Source organism: Acinetobacter sp. V116_7 (assembly GCF_056735735.1).
Window position 1 is genome coordinate 213,960 of the sequence record NZ_JBWZIF010000028.1, and the last position, 16,646, is coordinate 230,605.

15 protein-coding genes and 1 pseudogene are annotated in these 16,646 nt (G+C 35.8%); 11 read left to right on the plus strand and 5 right to left on the minus strand.

Translation table 11 applies throughout. The features are described from left to right. Positions 1 to 50: 50 nt before the first annotated feature. Genes AC1PJP_RS15020 through AC1PJP_RS15035 form a run of 4 tightly spaced genes read left to right on the plus strand, consistent with a single transcriptional unit; the run spans position 51 to position 3,816 of the window. The gene (locus tag AC1PJP_RS15020) at positions 51 to 659 is read left to right on the plus strand and encodes a paraquat-inducible protein A (RefSeq protein ID WP_151750266.1); all 609 of its coding nucleotides are present in this window, start codon (positions 51 to 53) and stop codon (positions 657 to 659) included. Beyond that, entirely contained in the window at positions 656 to 1,465 is an 810-nt protein-coding gene (locus AC1PJP_RS15025) for a paraquat-inducible protein A (RefSeq protein WP_479767496.1), read from the plus strand. Before AC1PJP_RS15020 ends, AC1PJP_RS15025 begins: the two co-directional genes overlap by 4 nt. A 7-nt stretch (positions 1,466 to 1,472) precedes the next feature. After that, positions 1,473 to 3,140 carry a PqiB family protein gene (locus AC1PJP_RS15030; protein ID WP_479768237.1) on the plus strand — a complete coding sequence of 556 codons (1,668 nt, stop codon included), beginning with the start codon at positions 1,473 to 1,475 and terminating at the stop codon, positions 3,138 to 3,140. Further along, positions 3,130 to 3,816 (plus strand): PqiC family protein, encoded by a 687-nt coding sequence (locus AC1PJP_RS15035; RefSeq protein ID WP_479767498.1) that lies wholly within the window; start codon positions 3,130 to 3,132, stop codon positions 3,814 to 3,816. Before AC1PJP_RS15030 ends, AC1PJP_RS15035 begins: the two co-directional genes overlap by 11 nt. Positions 3,817 to 3,911: 95 nt before the next feature. On the opposite strand, the gene AC1PJP_RS15040 is transcribed toward AC1PJP_RS15035, so the two are convergent. Further along, positions 3,912 to 5,177 carry an AraC family transcriptional regulator gene (locus tag AC1PJP_RS15040; RefSeq protein ID WP_213074274.1) on the minus strand — a complete coding sequence of 422 codons (1,266 nt, stop codon included), beginning with the start codon at positions 5,175 to 5,177 and terminating at the stop codon, positions 3,912 to 3,914. A gap of 151 nt (positions 5,178 to 5,328) precedes the next feature. Here AC1PJP_RS15040 and AC1PJP_RS15045 point away from each other — a divergent pair, with 151 nt between their 5' ends. After that, entirely contained in the window at positions 5,329 to 6,957 is a 1,629-nt protein-coding gene (locus AC1PJP_RS15045; protein ID WP_165395660.1) for a carboxylesterase/lipase family protein, read from the plus strand. 387 nt (positions 6,958 to 7,344) lie between these two features. Further along, positions 7,345 to 7,767 carry a BLUF domain-containing protein gene (locus tag AC1PJP_RS15050; RefSeq protein ID WP_130625452.1) on the plus strand — a complete coding sequence of 141 codons (423 nt, stop codon included), beginning with the start codon at positions 7,345 to 7,347 and terminating at the stop codon, positions 7,765 to 7,767. Between the two features lie 68 nt (positions 7,768 to 7,835). Here the strand turns inward: AC1PJP_RS15050 and AC1PJP_RS15055 are convergent, their stop codons facing one another. Then, positions 7,836 to 8,870: an AraC family transcriptional regulator ligand-binding domain-containing protein gene (locus tag AC1PJP_RS15055; protein WP_130625453.1), complete on the minus strand. Its 1,035-nt coding sequence runs from the start codon at positions 8,868 to 8,870 to the stop codon at positions 7,836 to 7,838. A gap of 249 nt (positions 8,871 to 9,119) precedes the next feature. Between AC1PJP_RS15055 and AC1PJP_RS15060 the strand changes: the two genes are divergently transcribed. From AC1PJP_RS15060 to AC1PJP_RS15070, 3 genes are all read left to right on the plus strand, one after another. Beyond that, positions 9,120 to 10,136 (plus strand): lipase family alpha/beta hydrolase, encoded by a 1,017-nt coding sequence (locus tag AC1PJP_RS15060; RefSeq protein WP_130625454.1) that lies wholly within the window; start codon positions 9,120 to 9,122, stop codon positions 10,134 to 10,136. Positions 10,137 to 10,249: 113 nt separating this feature from the next. Continuing rightward, entirely contained in the window at positions 10,250 to 11,221 is a 972-nt protein-coding gene (locus tag AC1PJP_RS15065) for a lipase secretion chaperone (RefSeq protein ID WP_479768239.1), read from the plus strand. Between the two features lie 252 nt (positions 11,222 to 11,473). Next, positions 11,474 to 12,241: a tetratricopeptide repeat protein gene (locus AC1PJP_RS15070; RefSeq protein ID WP_479767501.1), complete on the plus strand. Its 768-nt coding sequence runs from the start codon at positions 11,474 to 11,476 to the stop codon at positions 12,239 to 12,241. 153 nt (positions 12,242 to 12,394) lie between these two features. Here the strand turns inward: AC1PJP_RS15070 and AC1PJP_RS15075 are convergent, their stop codons facing one another. Beyond that, a complete protein-coding gene (locus AC1PJP_RS15075; protein WP_416657869.1) occupies positions 12,395 to 13,021 on the minus strand; it encodes a LysE family translocator in 627 nt (208 codons plus the stop codon). A gap of 161 nt (positions 13,022 to 13,182) precedes the next feature. Between AC1PJP_RS15075 and AC1PJP_RS15080 the strand changes: the two genes are divergently transcribed. Both AC1PJP_RS15080 and AC1PJP_RS15085 read left to right on the plus strand, forming a co-directional pair. Further along, complete coding sequence (locus tag AC1PJP_RS15080) at positions 13,183 to 13,638, plus strand: Lrp/AsnC family transcriptional regulator (RefSeq protein ID WP_416657868.1); 456 nt, start codon at positions 13,183 to 13,185, stop codon at positions 13,636 to 13,638. A gap of 193 nt (positions 13,639 to 13,831) precedes the next feature. Next, positions 13,832 to 14,413, plus strand: coding sequence for a recombinase family protein (locus AC1PJP_RS15085; protein WP_479767504.1), 582 nt, complete (start codon positions 13,832 to 13,834; stop codon positions 14,411 to 14,413). 32 nt (positions 14,414 to 14,445) lie between these two features. On the opposite strand, the pseudogene AC1PJP_RS15090 reads toward AC1PJP_RS15085, so the two are convergent. Beyond that, positions 14,446 to 15,208: pseudogene (locus AC1PJP_RS15090) on the minus strand (IclR family transcriptional regulator). 164 nt (positions 15,209 to 15,372) lie between these two features. Beyond that, positions 15,373 to 16,644 carry a CitMHS family transporter gene (locus AC1PJP_RS15095; protein WP_479767506.1) on the minus strand — a complete coding sequence of 424 codons (1,272 nt, stop codon included), beginning with the start codon at positions 16,642 to 16,644 and terminating at the stop codon, positions 15,373 to 15,375. Positions 16,645 to 16,646: the final 2 nt, after the last annotated feature.

Consider the following 16,646-nt stretch of genomic DNA (forward strand, 5'->3'; position numbering starts at 1 on the left):
TAAAAATTTATTTAAAAATAAATGTAGATTAAAAGAAACAAAGGTTATTTATGCAGTTACAAGAATTAGCAGGTTGTGAGGAGTGCGATACTGTCTATCGTAGAACCTCGCTTGCTTATGGAAAAAGAGCTTATTGCGTATGCTGCGGTGCTGAACTCTATCGGCACACCAAACCTTTTTTGACACTGTTGGCTTTGATCTTAACGGCATTAATCGTATTTGTTATTGCCAATAGCTTTCCGATTGTAAAAATTGAATTACAAGGAAATACATCTGAAACGACCTTACTTGGGGCAGTCTGGGTGATGTTTCATTATGATCGGGCCTTTGTTGGCATTCTTATTTTAATCACTACCTTTATTGTACCGCTTACCTATCTTTTATTACTTTCCTATGTGTTGGGCACAGTAAGCGTATTGAAGAAAAGACCCACATTTTTAGTGTTTGCCTTACGTACACTTTATTTTATGAGAGTGTGGGGAATGGTTGAGGTGTTCTTAATCGGGATTTTAGTTACGCTTGTGAAGTTAATAGGAATGGTGTTGGTCATTCCCGAGATTGCGTTATGGGCATTTGCGATTTTAAGTGTATTGTTGGTCTATATTACTTCCATAAAGGTGAGTGATATATGGAACGAAATTGATAGGTCACTGCCATGAAAACGATAAAAAATGTGACCCAAGCACAAAGCTCGCAGCAAGGGTCAGTGCTTAAGCAATACCCAAGAGCCAAAGATCTCTCATTAATTGTGTGTCACTGCTGTGGCGTCGTAAATTCTGCTCAAAATGAAAAGAGACGACTCAACCAAAGCCATCAGGTGTTACGTTGTATTCGTTGTAATAGCGTGCTGCATTCACGTAAGCCAGCGAGTTTAAATCGAACTTTTGCCTTAGTGGTGGCTGCGACCATTCTCTATATTCCCGCCAATGTACTTCCAATGACGGTGACAGACTCACTGTTGGGTAGCCAGCAAGATACCATCATGAGTGGGGTCATTTACTTTTGGCAAAGTGGAGACTATCTGGTTTCAGTGGTCATTTTTATGGCCAGTATTTTTATTCCCATGCTAAAGCTACTGATTTTGTATTTTTTATTGGTGGCGGTATATCTTCAAAAATCTTCAGCATGGAAATTTTTACCTGAGCAATGCGTTAAATTATATCGAGTTGTCGAGTTTATTGGCCGTTGGTCAATGATTGACGTATTTGTGGTGGCACTTTTAACAGCGCTCATTCAGATTCAATCACTTGCTACGATTTTAGCAGGGCCGGGTTCGATCGCTTTTGGTGCAGTTGTAGTGTTAACCATGTTTGCATCTTTAAGTTTTGACCCACGACTTATTTGGGATAACTTCTACGCATCTCAAAATACAAATAAACCTTCTACTTTTGCCTCAAACAAAACCAAGATTATTCAGGCTGAACACCCGCCGTTGAATAATGATTCCATTAATCCCAGTCAATAAAAGAACAATGAGTATGTCTGAAAATGAAATAACCCCTGATAACTCAGATCGTCGTGATCCAGATGTTGAACTGGATAGCATGAATGATTTACCAGAGCCCCAAGAAAAGAAAAGTCGGTGGAAGCCTCTTTTAATTTGGCTCATTCCATTGGTTGCTCTTTTAATCGCGCTTTCATTAGCGATAAAAGCGCTCTTGTCTCACGGCCCGACCATTGACGTATCTTTTAGGACGGCTGAGGGATTGGTCGCGGGTAAAACAACGGTCCGTTATAAACAGGTCGATATTGGTGTAGTACGGCAGATTGATCTTTCAGATGATCGTTCACACGTGATTGCCAGAATTGATTTGCGTAAAGATGCGAGTAACTTTGCCGCAAAAGATTCACGGTTTTGGGTCGTGCGACCGCGTATTGGGACGAGTGGAGTTTCAGGAATAGACACTTTATTGTCAGGTTCATACATTGAAGTCGATGGCGGTAAATCAGAAGAGGATAAGTTTGAATTTACTGGCTTAGAGGTACCACCAGTGATTACTTCCGATGTACCGGGCAAAGAATTTTTCTTAAATGCAGATGATTTGGGGTCTTTAGATGTCGGTTCTCCAATTTATTATCGTCGAATTAATGTGGGCCAAATTACAGCCTATAAATTATCTAATGATGGTAAAACTGTAGAGCTACAAACTTTTATTCGTGCGCCGTATGACAAGTTTGTCACTACCGATGCACGTTTTTGGCAGGCGAGTGGCATTGATGTGAGCTTGAATGCTTCAGGATTTAAATTAGATACTCAATCTTTGGCAAGTATTGTCGCAGGCGGTATTGCTTTTGGAATTCCTGAAAGTTCGCGTGCTACCACAGCGGCAAATCATAGTCGCTTTAATCTGTGGGACTCAAAAACTGAGGCATTAAAAGAGCCGGACGGGCAACCTCGTGGTGTGATTATGTACTTTGATCATTCATTACGTGGGCTTTCTGTTGGAGCGCCAATTGATTTCATGGGTATTGAAATTGGTAATGTTAAATCAATTAATGCAGAGTTTTATGACCACTATAAACAGATTCGTATGCGTGTTGAGGCAGTCATCTATCCGTCACGCGTTGAGAATGATCAAACCCATGAACGAAATAACAGAATCTTCAAGGACTTTATTGAGCATGGATGGCGTGCTCAAATGAGAACAGGTAACCTTCTCACGGGTCAAAATTACATTGCATTAGATAAGTTCCCTAAAGCTAAACCAGCGACATTACAAATTTTGAGTAATGACAGTGTGGTGATTCCGACTACACCAACTGAACTGAGTGGCCTACAAGCTCAAGTTTCTCAGATTGCTGATAAGTTAACGAAATTCCCGTTAGTTGAGATTGGGCAAGATGTGCGTAAAACGCTCAATAATATGAACACTGCGATTGCCTCTACCGACAAACTGATTAAACAGTTAGATGGAAAAGTTGCCCCTGGTTTACAAGCAACTTTAGACGATGTTCGTAAAACTGTAAGATCGTCCGAGTCTATTTTGTCGAGCGACGCGCCGTTACAACAAGACGTACGCAAAGCATTGCAGCAAATGACACGTGCTGCAGCTTCACTACAGTTAATGGCAGATTATATTGAGCAACATCCTGAATCAATTATTCGTGGTAAGACACCAGAGGCCGATGATGAAAAATAAAAACACTCTATCTTTTCAACATCCTAAAGCAGCCAAATGGCTGCTTGGGAGCGGCCTGTTTTTAACGGCTGTTGCCATGACGGCATGTTCGAGTTCACCAACGCCAAACTATTATACGATTTCCCCTAAAATCACTCCGGCAGTTAGCTCGAGTATTCGAGTCATTGAAGTTCTACCAGTTGGACTGCCTGACCGATTGGACCGTGCGCCTTTGGTGCTCCAAGACAGTAGTGGCAAGTCTACGGTGTTAAATAATGAGCGCTGGACATCAACCATGGGCACGCAATTACGCGATACCTTGTCGGCGGGTTTACAACAAAAATTAGGGGCAATTGACAGTTATAGCAGCGGGCTTGCTGGAAATAATCAGCCTTTATATCGAGTTTCTACAGACTTTTCTCATTTTGATATTGTAGATAAAAGCTATATTAATATTGCAGTGTCTTGGGTGGTGAAGCGTCAAATACCGCCTAGTCAATTAGAGTCAAACAATGCAAAAGTCATCACGAATGCAGGATCTCAGTTAAATTGTCGAATTGCTTTTCAGCAGCCGATTGATCAAAAAGCAAAAAAAATGGATGCAATTGTAAGTGCTTCAAGTGAAGCAATGACTCAAATTATTAATACGGTTTCTTCTTCAATTGTAGCGTTGGATTCAAATAAAAAGAGGTGTTGAATACTAGTTCCTCACTTAAGAGAATCGATGAAAATACTATTAAATAGATCAAAGCCAATCGGATATATTGAGTAGGAACAACTATTATTATTTACTTATTTAATAATACGTTTAGCAAGTCGGTCACGCCGGAAGTCGATGGGACTTTTTCCTGTCCAGCGTTTAAATGCATGTCGGAATGCTACTGCATCACTGAAACCTAGTGCATGCGCGATATCTACAGTGTTTAACATCGTTGTTTGAAGATAGTCAATCGCGAGGGCCTTCCGTACGTTAGTTAGCAATTGACTATATGATGAACCTTCAGCTTCTAGTTTACGGCGTAAGGATCGTGAAGTAATATTCATACTTCCTGCTAACTGTTCTATATTAGGAAAATATCCTGGTACACGCGTGAGTTCTTGGTAGACTTGCCGAGAAATTCCTTCTGATTGGCGAAAATCTTCAAGCAAACGAGCACATTGTGCGGAAACCTGTGCTGCTGTTATTGGATTAGCGAGTTGTGGTATTCGTGAAAGCCATTCTGCAGGGTAACTTACTGTATTCTTAGAGCTGTTGAAAGTGAGAGGACATTCTAAAATTTGCGATATAGCATCTATACGTGGCGACTTGCACTGCATCAATGTAGCTTGTACTGGCAAACACCAAGGACCCATCACGTCTCGAATGATAGTAATAGTTACAGCAAATTGAAGATCAATTAAAAAAAGATAAAGGGTTTCGCTTATTTGTGGCAAAAGAAGCTCATCTAATGACGGAAACACCCAAGTTGCCAAACCATCATGCTCCACCCAGTATACATCAAGCATTCCATTGGCTAGACGATGAAATTTAATAGCATTATCAAACATTTTTTTCATACTTTCAGAACAAAGTAACGCGTATCCATACATGCCATAACCGGTTACATGAAGCTCTTTACCTATCTCTAAGCCCAGGTTTGGATGAGGATAGAGATGAACAGCATTACGTGCCGCAGTCAGAAATTGCAGCGAGGATGTTTGAATAAATGGATCAGCGATATCTAGAGGATTTATATCTGTGCCTTCAAGTATTTTGTATGAATCAATACCTGCTCTAGATGTAATCTCTAACATAACTGCTAGTTTAGCTGGTGAAAAGCGTTTTTCAGCCAAATTGATTGAAGATAAGGTATCTAATGCAAAAACGGAAGGGCGAAGTAGCATATTTAAAGATGTATATACATTTGGTTTAATTCCCTCTTCAAAATATTCTTCACCTAAAGGTTGTTCGGTTAACTTCTCTCTAGATTTATTCTGAATCTTACGATACGCGAGATCTCTATTTTCTTCTTCATGTAGTACAGGGTTCTGGTGTGTGGAATTGTCCGATGAAATCATGATATTTGGCCAGATGAATCATTTTTATAGTGTATCTCTTATGTCATATTAGTGTCTTGTCGCAGGGGCTGAATGTCAATAGTCTGACTGGTTCCGTTTGTATAACGTGTCTGTGATGAGCCAAATAAATTTTCATAATGGAGAGAAAAGTATGACATCGGATATTCAAACTACTGATCCATTAACTATGCGGGTAACAAATTTTGGTGTGGTTAATGGCATTGATTATAGTACCACAACTGGTGTTTATGCATGGCTCGGTATTCCCTATGCGCAGCCCCCAGTTGATTCACTGAGATGGATGCCGCCTATTGATCCTGTTCCATGGACAGATATACTCGCTACACAACAGTTTGGGCAGTCATGCGCACAAGCTGGAAGATATTATAGTCCTGCACCAAATAATGAACAATATGGTTTAAGAGTAAGAGAGTGTTTTAATAAACCTGTTGGTAATGAAGACTGTCTAACACTAAACATATGGAGTCCATCCGAGGCAAAAGGTCTGCTTCCGGTTATTGTCTTTATACATGGCGGAAGTAATGTTTCAGGTTACTCTGCAGATCCTATCTATGATGGACAAGTGCTAGCGAAAAAGGCAAATGCTGTTGTTGTCACGATTAATTATCGATTGGGTATTTTAGGTTGGCTTGACTTACCACAATTAAAGACAGGAGATGCACTCACGGATTCGGGTAACTTCGGACTACTTGATCAACTTCATGCATTAAAATTCGTTAAAAATAATATTGCAGAGTTTGGAGGAGACCCGAACAACGTCACGCTAATCGGCCAGTCTGCTGGTGCAGTAAATGTATGGAATCTACTTATTTCACCATTATCTGTTGGGTTGTTTCATAAAGCAATGCCTTTGAGCGGAGGTTTACTTAATTCCTCTCGTGCTAAGGCTCAAACTTATTCAGAGGATTTGTTAAGGGCTATAGTGGTTGCTGATGGAAAGGCGAAGGATATAAATGCTGCGAAGGCTTGGCTTAATGCAAAGTCTAGCAAAGAGATTGCCGCATATTTACGTCACATCTCGGCAGATGATTTACTCAATGTAGTTATAGATAATCCCCAACTGGGTGATGCACCTGCGCCTATTGAAGATGGCAATGTTATACCCGTAGACTCTCTAGCAGCACTTGCGGAAGGAAGGTATCAGAAGGTCCCTGTAATTGCTGGAAATACAAAGGATGAAGGTACAACGTTCTCAAAATTATTTGGTACTATTTCGAAAACTGGCATAGATGGTCTGAAGCCAAACGACTTTGATCGGTTTAGTATGGAGTTTCATTTTGACCCTGACTCGCCAAGTTTACTAACTGAGGCTGATTTTATTAGTCATCACTATCTACCAGTTTCAGCAGAGAATTCAGGTTGGAATGCCTTGTCTACATTTGTGACACAATCTATGTTTATTGCTGCTGTCAAACCTCCACTTGATTCACTAGTTTTGCAACAACCTGACAAAGTCTGGTACTACCGCTTTGATTGGGATGAGGCTCCTGCTCCATTTGATAAGGTTTACGGCGCAACTCACTCATTAGATTTACCTTTTGTATTTGGAAACTTCAACACAAATATATTTTCTTTTGCTTATAGTAAGGCTAATCAAGCAGGTCGTGAAGCATTGTCAGATGCGATGATTGCAAGCTTGGCAGCATTTGCTAAAACTGGCAATCCAAATACACCAGAGCTAGGCGTTACTTGGGAAAATTATCCTAAGAAAATCGTGCTAGATGCATCGGCGACTTTACTGCGTATAAGTAATGAATAGTCAGTTTAGAGCGATCTTATCAGACGTAACTTGAGATGGTCTATTACTTTTTATAGACTTGGATCTTTGTAGCCTTTATTTACCTGAATACCTCTAATTACGCTTGACTGGCAACTTCAACTCTATTTCATGAATGATACTTTATTTATGAAAATTGGTTGAGCAAACTGAAGGAACCCCCTTACACTGTTTAATGCTTGGGATTGTTCTTAAAAATTTTTAAATGATTTTTTTTAGAAATTAATTTAAAAGCATTAAACAGATTCTAGGATTAGTCAAAAATTAAAAAATATATTTTTGAAATACAAGACTTTTAGATGGTTTTATAATTTAAAATTGTCTTATTAAATTATAGAGTTTGTTTAAAGCTATCTGCGAGATAACATTATGAGTTTAATATGCTTAATGTATATAAGTAAAACTAGGAGTGAACATAGTCAAATTAAAAAAGATTTAAATGATATTTTGACTGAATCAGTAAGATTTAACTCACGTAATAATATTACAGGTGTACTTTACTATGGTAACGGATACTTCTTGCAATATATTGAGGGCGAGAAAGAACTAGTTAAATCATTATTCTATAAATCAATTTTGAGAGATGTGAGACATCAAAACTGCAAAATAATTTTTTTGGAATCTTTAGAGCACCGATTGTTTAAAAATTGGAGTATGAGATTTGCTCCTGTTAATTTAAGAATAAAAGATTTCTTTCAGCGATATTACAATGTTGATTTTAACCCATATTTACTTAACTCTTCATCAATTCCTTATTTTTTGAAAATAATTTTAGATCGAAAAATCCTATAGTTAATTTAAGATTTATTTTAATCAATTAATCGTAAAATATTCAGCTATATAGCTTATCTCAACCTTTTTTATTCAATCTTTTTTTTTCGTGCTCGATTAAAAGTTGAGGTATTCGAATAACCTAGTTTTTTTGCTATTTCCTCTCTGCTTAGTACTTGGTTTTTTAGAAATTTAACTAATTTTTCCTCGCGTACTTCTTTATATAATTTTTGAAAATTATATCCTTTTTCTTTAAGCATTCTTTGCAAAGTGCGTTTAGTCAAATTCAATTTTTTAGCAACTTGCTCAAGGTTCAATAGGCCATTTAAATCATCATATAGTGCATTTTTTACACGGAATTGAATTTCCTGAAATTTTGATATTTTATTTAATTCATTTTCACAAATGACTTGTAACTTTTTCGATGTTAAAGGGTCGGCCATAATAAGTGGATTATTTAGAATATGGCTAGAGGTTATAAGGCAGGTATTTCTTTGATTATAGTTCACTTTTTCAAATGTGGAGCTTAAAAGCTCGTGAAAATGTGTGAAATATTGAGGACATTCGCATTCTAAATTAATGGTAGGTTTAAACGAAGGAAAGAAAATTCGAGCTAAAGATACAAATCCAACTAAAAAAAATCCAAAACAAAACTCATAAGCTGCCACATCCAAAGGGTTATTCCAGTCTAGTGTTCCATCTTCATAAGTGATTTCATAATAACTTAAATCTTTTTCTACATATAAATCTAAGTTTATAAAAGTACACTGTATTTTTACAAATTTATTGATGGTTTCCAGAGCATCCTTGACATCATTAGATATAACAGCAGTTAATCCTAATAAGCCATGCGAGGTAATTTTTAACTCTTTGGCAGCATAAAAACCAAGACCGGGTTCTTGAGTTAAGGCAATGCAATTTCTAATAATGGTTTTAAAGTCAGAAATATTAACCTTATAATCCAAATCATTTAATCGTTCTAAATCAACACTTGTATTGAGGAAGATTTCATCTGGATTAATATTCCACTTTTGCACAAATTGTGAAAGTAAATGAACATATGAACCTAAAATAAAGTGCTCGGTACTATGTCTAGGAATACTCATTTTTTGCAGAAAATCCATTTTTAGCCTGTATTTGATGAAAAAATAAGACATTACTATCAATTTGAAAACATACATTCATCCGATTTTTAGCCATTTCCCAATTTTTTGTCGCCTAATGTGCTGTTTTGGCACGTAATGTTTGGGCAGTTCTATATTAAATAATTAAAAAGCTCAGTATATTTTTTTTAACTCTTAAGTATAAGGAAATTGAATATTTAAGAGTGTAGGGACATCAATTTAAAAAAAATGAAAAGCTTGGAGCTTAGGATGAAAAAGAAATATAGGAATGCTGTAATTCTTACATTCAGTTTAGTTATTAACAGTGGAGCTGTGGTAAATGCAGCTTTTAGCGACTCAAGTACTAGCAAGTCTTCTTGGCTAAATTGTAACGTAGATTCATGTACACAAGGAGGCAGTACTTCCGTAAAATCAAGTTATGCACAAACCAAGTATCCTATTGTATTGGCTCATGGAATGGCAGGTTTTTCTGCGGTTGGCCCTTTACAATACTGGAATGGTATTACTGAAGATTTGGTGGCTAATGGCGCTAATGTTTATGTGGCTCAACAAGCTTCTTTTAACTCTTCTGAGGTGCGTGGTGAGCAATTACTTCTACAAGTTAAACAAATTTTAGCAATTACAGGTGCAGAAAAAGTTAACTTAATTGGCCATAGCCATGGTAGTCAATCTGTTCGTTATGTTGCTGGGTTAATGCCTAATAAGGTTGCTTCAGCAACCTCTGTAGGCGGCCCTAACAAAGGTTCACCTGTTGCTGATATCGTTTATAATTTAACCAAATCATCTGTAGGCCCAATATTAGAACCAGCACTTGGTACAGCAGTTAACGTCTTTTTTTCTCTAGTGGGTGTTGGTTCAGGTCATTATTATGACCAAAACAGTATTGCTGGCTTAAACTCTTTAACTACAGCTGGAGCAGCCGATTTTAATAAACGCTTTTCTGCTGGTGTGCCAGTTACCGAGTGTGGTTCTGGTGATGAACTTGTTAAGGGTGTTCGTTACTATTCTTGGGGCGGAACAAGTCCTGCCACTAACATATTAGATCCTTTTGACTCAGGATTATTGGCTTTATCTTTACTTATACCGAGTCAAAGTGATGGCTTAGTCTCTAGATGTTCAAATCATCTTGGTACAGTCATTCGTGATAATTATGCTTTTAATCATCTCGATGAAGTTAACCAGACGCTTGGTTTAGTTGGTTTCTTACAAAATCCTGTCACACCATACCGTTTACAAGCCAATCGTCTTAAAAATTTAGGACTATAGGTTAAATATTAAAGGAGCTTATGGCTCCTTTATAAAATTATTTTGAATTAAAAAAGTAAAAATGCGAGATAACGGTCTTGAAGCGTAAAGTATTATTCATAGTTTTTATTGTGATGTGTTTGGGCTTAATCTATTGGTTTTTTAAACCAGATCATCAAACTTCAACAAATTCGAGTAGCAATAAATCAGACTCTTATACTGAATCTAAATACAGTCAAGCAAATGCTAGTCAAAATAAAAATGCACCTCAACTATCAGCTTCACTACAGGGCACGGAAATTGATTGTCCAATTCAAGTTGATAAACAAGGAAAATTAATTTTAACAGTTGGAATACGAAGTTGTTTTGATTACTTTTTTTCAAGTTTAGGTGAAAAAAGTGAAAATGAGCTTGTATCTAATATTCGTCAATATTTAACCGCAAACTTGCCAGCTGAGGCTGCTAAATATGCAATATATTTATTAGACCAATACGTGGCGTACAATCATGCTTTAAAAAATCTAACACCAGAAAGCAATTTTACAGCCAATGATTTTAATGCGTATCAACGGTTAGTAAATCAGATCAATAGTTTTCAGCAAAAGTTTTTCAAGCCTGAAGAGATAAATGCTTTGTTTGGTAATGAAAGAAATCTAAATCAATTTAACATCGAGCAGATGCGAATTTACGCAGATAAGTCTTTAAGTACGGAACAAAAAGCGAGCCAAATATCGCAATTAATTGACAAACTTCCAGAAAGTTTAGGATCAGGAGTAAAAACTGCCATGCAATTTCAAGAATTGCAGCAACTTACTCAAGAAATTAAGGGAAAAGGTGGAACATCTGAAGATATTAGAAATATGCGTGAAAATTTGTTAGGGACAGAAGCTGCAAAACGGTTGGAAAAAGTTGATCAAGAAGAAGCTGTATGGGGTCAACAAGTAAATAGTTATTTAAATGAGAGAGATCAGATTTTAAAAACTGGCATGAGCAATGAAACTAAGCAACAGTCTGTTGAGGAGTTGAGAAAAAAATACTTCGGTACAAACGAAGAGCAATTAAGAGCGCAATCTTACGAAACAATGCACGACCAAAGTAACAATTAAATGTAGCAGCTACAAATGGCTTGTTTGAAGGTAATTTTGGAAACAATAGGTGGTACTTGTTTTTACTAAGTTAGGTGTTTAATGATTTAGGGTTCTTATGAGCATTTTGAAAAAAATTATTTTGTTAGGCTTTCTATTTCTTCTAGCAACTTTTATATGGTTGGGTTATTTAGTTTTTATTGTTGTTTGTGACAAGTAACTCAATATAATTTTATTAACTATAAAATATTGAGATAAAAAGAAGGAAGTTAAATGATTTTAAAGAAATTTATATTCATTATCTTTTTATTAATGCTTGTAAAAAATGAGGTATTGGCTGATTCATCAATTGATGTACTTCTAGATGAGGGCAAAGATTATTTTGAAGGGATTAATGGTAAAGAGCGAGATTACGCTAAAGCTTTAGAACTATTTTTAGTGGCTGCAAAACAAGGAAGTCCATTAGCAGATGCTCGAATTGCATATATGTATCAAACAGGAACTGGGGTTGTCCAAGACTATTCCGAAGCTTTTAAGTGGAACCTTAAAGCTGCGAATAACGGAGAATTACAAGCACAATATAATTTAGCATTGATGTATCGAGATGGTTTAGGTACAGAAAAAAGCGATACAAATGCTTTTAAATGGTTTAAACAAGCAGCACTTCAAGGTGATGTGTCAGCTCAAATAAATTTGGGACTAATGTATCAAAATGGAGAAGGCGTTGATAAAAATCTAGATAAGGCATTCTTTTGGTATAAGAGCGCTGCTGCACAAAATGATTTCATGGCTTTTTATTATTTGGGAACGTTTTACGAAGAAGGAATCAGTGTTAAAAAAGATGAAAAACTGGCATTTGAATATTATCGGAAGGCTGCATTGTTAGAGTATGGAATTGGTCAATATGAATTAGCTAGATGTTATGAATATGGAATTGGAACAGATAAGAACATGAGCAAGGCGATCGAGTGGTATGGTAAAGCAGCTAAAAGAGGCAGTGACGAAGCTATCGAAAAATTGAAAGAACTAGAAATTAAATAATTTATCTCATTCAACCTCTAGTTTGGTGCTTTTATGCATAATTGCATATTATTGATATAAATAAAGTTTTTGGTTTTTATATGAGTTTTTAGTTTTACAAAATTCAAGTCTGTAAGAGTTGATATAAATATTAATGCTAATCTAGGAAGAAAATTATTTATGCTCCAAAGCAAGTTTAATACCGAGTATAAAAAGAACGGTACCAGAGACTTTATACATATACATTAAAAAGTAAGGATTATTTCGGATTCTGTTCGCTAACATTCCAGAAAGTAAAGCGATGGGGCCTTTAACTAAAAAAGTTATACCAGCGAAAGTTGCGCCTAATATAAATAGAGATAACATAGGATTAGTTGAGTTTGGATGAACGAATTGAGGAAGGAAGGCAAAGTAAAAAAGCATAATTTTAGGGTTGGAAATATTAGAAAAAGCACCTTGTAAAAAGATTTTAAATGATGAGTCTGGGGCACGATCGTTGTTAACTAATATTAGATCGTCTGTAGATCGGAAAAGTTTAAAACCTAAATAGATTAAATAAATAGCTCCAACAAGTTTTAATATTATAAAAAGCCATTCAGAGGCTTGTAGGAGGGTACCGACTCCTAACATTGCTAATATGGTGTGTAGTAATAATCCTGAACTGATACCAGCAGCTGTTGTTATTCCTACTCGAGTGCCATTAGATAAAGACCGTGACATAACGAGAACCATATCTTGACCCGGAGTAAGAATGATCAAAAGAGATGTTGCGATAAAAGGTAAAAGAGAGAGATCAAGCATGTAGTAACTCCGAAAAAGGATCTAGTGGAAGACTGGCGGAACTATAATTTCAAATTATAGTAACTGGGCTTTAGATATTGGATGTTTTTTTAACTTTTATTTTTGGTAAAATTGGTTATATTATTTAATATTTTTTTATAACTTAGTTTTTTGGATTAATTATGGTTGATTTGGTGGATAAAAAAATTCTGAGAATAATTCAGAAAAATTCGAATCAAACAAATAGTGAGGTTGCACAGCAAGTGGGGCTTTCTGCAACCCCTTGTTTACGTCGCGTTCACCTTTTAGAAGAACAATCAGTCATTACAGGTTATGTTGCATTAGTAAATCCAGCAGCAGTAGATTTAAAATTTACAGCATTTGTCCGGATCACGCTTGAGCGTCAAGATAAAGTGACTATTGAAAATTTTGCAAAAGAAATGGAGCAAGCACCAGAAGTACTAGAGTGTCATCTAATGGCGGGTACGTATGACTACCTTTTACGAGTTATTGCTAAAGATTTAGAGGACTATCAAAGGTTTCAAATGGAAACACTTACAAAAATCAAAGGGATACAAAATGTTGTTACAGAGATTCCGTTGAGGAGTGTTAAGCAAACAACATGTCTTCCAATTTAGCTTTATTATGTAAATAAATTTGAAAATTTGATAAAACTATTCATTTTGTTATATGTGGTATATAAAACTAATTTCTTTTAATTTATTAGTCTTTTAATCTAATATGGTTATTGAAATTAGTTTAATTGGCATCCAATATCTAAACTGTTGCAATTATACTTTTAATTAAAAATGTCAATGTGAAATTTTTAAAATGCGTATATTTGCTTATGTTAGGATAAATCCTGATGAAAAAATGGATCTTCATAAATATATGTCTATGTTTGGTGGAAGTGGCTATCATATTCAAAAAAATAGATTAATTGTTGAAGAAGTCCTAGTTGAAAAATCTATTTCTTATCGAGATAAGTTTTCAAATCTAGTTAATTATGCTTTAGAGGAAGGTGATAGTTTAATCGTTAAGGGGATAGACTGTTTAGGTAATTCTTTTGAGGAGATCCTGAACATAATTAGTAAAATTGAACAGAAGAAAGTTCATTTGGTTTGTATGGATTATTCAAAAAATGAAATTAACGGTGATTTGAAAACTGTTTTTATACACTTTTTGAAGCTTTGTACTGATTTTGAAAAAAAATTAGGGGTTCACCATAATTTTTTTGAAATAAATAGAAGCGTCAAGAGAGTGGGTCGTCCTGAAAAGCTTTCTGAGGCTCAAAAGAGCCAAGTGATTGAAAATTATAAAAAGGGAAAAAGTATTTATTACTTAGCTAAAGAGTTTTCTGTTACTCGTACTGTAATCAGGAGAATTTTAGATAAAAATAAATGTAATATTTAATCCCTATATTTTATGAAGGTAGTAAATTTTTGCTACTTTACATTATTTAATCAGCTCTATAAGGGGACTAATTTCTCCTCCTAAATACTTCGATACTTGGATACTGCATTCAAGTAAAAGCGAAATATTTTCGGTAATTTTTTCTTGTGTTAAACGTTCAGAAGGACCTGAAATGGTAAGTGCCCCTTGTAACTGTCTACCATTGCTAAATACAGGTACAGATAACGAAGAAGTCTCTGGATCTCGTTCCCCAAAGGAGCTTGCCCAAAATTGATTTTGGATTTGTTGTAGATTTTTATCTACTTCATTTTGAGAAAATGCACGAAGAATTTTACCTGAAGCTCCAACATTCACTGGAAAAGTATCTCCTTCAGAGATTGAAACTTTTACAGATCGAGCTGGTTCAATGCGAAATAAAACCACGCGCTTATCGTTATCTAAAATATAAAATGAAGAAGTTTCACCTGTTTCTTTGGTGATTCTTTCTAATACAGGGTAAAGAACATCTTTAAGCTTAAAAGAATTTTGATAAATTCTTGATAGTTTTAAAGGAGTTATACCTAAAGAAAATTGACCATCTTCATTTCTGACGACATAACCATGACGTTCTAATGAACTCAGTAATCTAAGAATAGTACTTTTATATAGCTTTGTACGGCGTGAAATTTCTGCGAGAGATAAGACAGGACTATCTATATCAAAAGCATCTAAAATAAGTAATGCTCTATCTACGGCAGCTACACCTGAATTTTGCTTATCCATTTGGCTATCAGGATCTTGTGTTGATTTCGTCATACAAAAATATAAAAACTCAATTAAATTTAAGTGTTTTAGGAATGAATAAGTATAGCTGTAATTTAAAAGATGAAATAGATTTTTTAGTGAATGTCAGTATGCAGTGAGATAAAACATAGAAGAATATAAAAGTGCCTTCAAATATTGAAAGCACTTTTATTGATTTATATAAGTCCGATAACTAGAGCTGCAACATACATCACTAGGCAGGTTCCAGTACACCAGAGTATGGATGCCTTTTGATTTTCACCATAATCTACATTGGTTAAAGAACATAATAGATAAGTTGACGCGACCATTGGACTTAACAAATGAATAGGTTGTCCGATTAAACTTGCGATAGCCATTTCATTCGCACTAATACCATAATGTGAAGCTGTTTCAGCAAGAATAGGTAAAATTCCAAAATAGAAAGCATCATTCGTCAAAATGTAGGTAAATGGCATGCTAATAAAAGCAGTAATCGATGACAGATAAGATCCAGACGTTTCAGGAATAACTGAAATGAGATGCTGAGCAATAGCTTCAATCATGCCTGTACCTGTCATGATTCCTACAAAAATACCAGCAGCAAAGATCAGAGAAGACACTGCTAAAACACTATCGGCATATTTTGCGACTAATTTTTTCTGTTCAGATAATTCAGGGAAGTTAACCACTAAACCGATACAGAATGCCAAAATGAACAGAGGAGCTAAAGGTAAATAACCTTTAATCATTGAAAAAATGAGAAGAATAGTAAGTATCAGGTTAAACCATGATTTCCAACTTTTCTTATTTGGTTCTTCATGTATAAGGTCGTCATCTGGTGTAATTTCATGAATACCTAAGCGCTTTCTTTCTTTTAAACCAAGATAAAAAGCGACAAATATCACCCAAATAAGACCAGCACACATCACTGGCAACATTTGTAAAAAGAGTCCAGTCGGATCGACTTTAAGTGCGCTCGCAGCTCTAGAAAATGGGCCAGCCCAAGGTAAAATATTCATTACCCCAATTGAAAGCAATAGAACAGTTGCCATGACTTGTGGTCGGATTCCAACTTTTTTGTACAAAGGCAATAATGCTGTTGCGACAATAATATAAGTCGTTGCGCCATCACCATCTAACCCGACACAAATTCCAAGAATACCTGTGCCCACAACAATCTTTAGCGGATCGCCTTTAACAATTTTAATGATGAATTGAATGAGCGGATTAAAGAGACCAGCATCTGTCATCATGCAAAAATATAAAATTGCAAAGGTAATCATGATGCCAGTGGGAGCAAGTAGCTTAATCCCATCAATCATCATGCTACTCATGTCTGTGACATGACCAGTCAGAAGAGCAAAAATTACTGGAATAAGTACTAAAGCTGTAAGTGCGGATAAGCGTTTCGACATTACCGCATACATAAATACAGCGATCATGCTGTAACTTAAAAAGACTAACATAA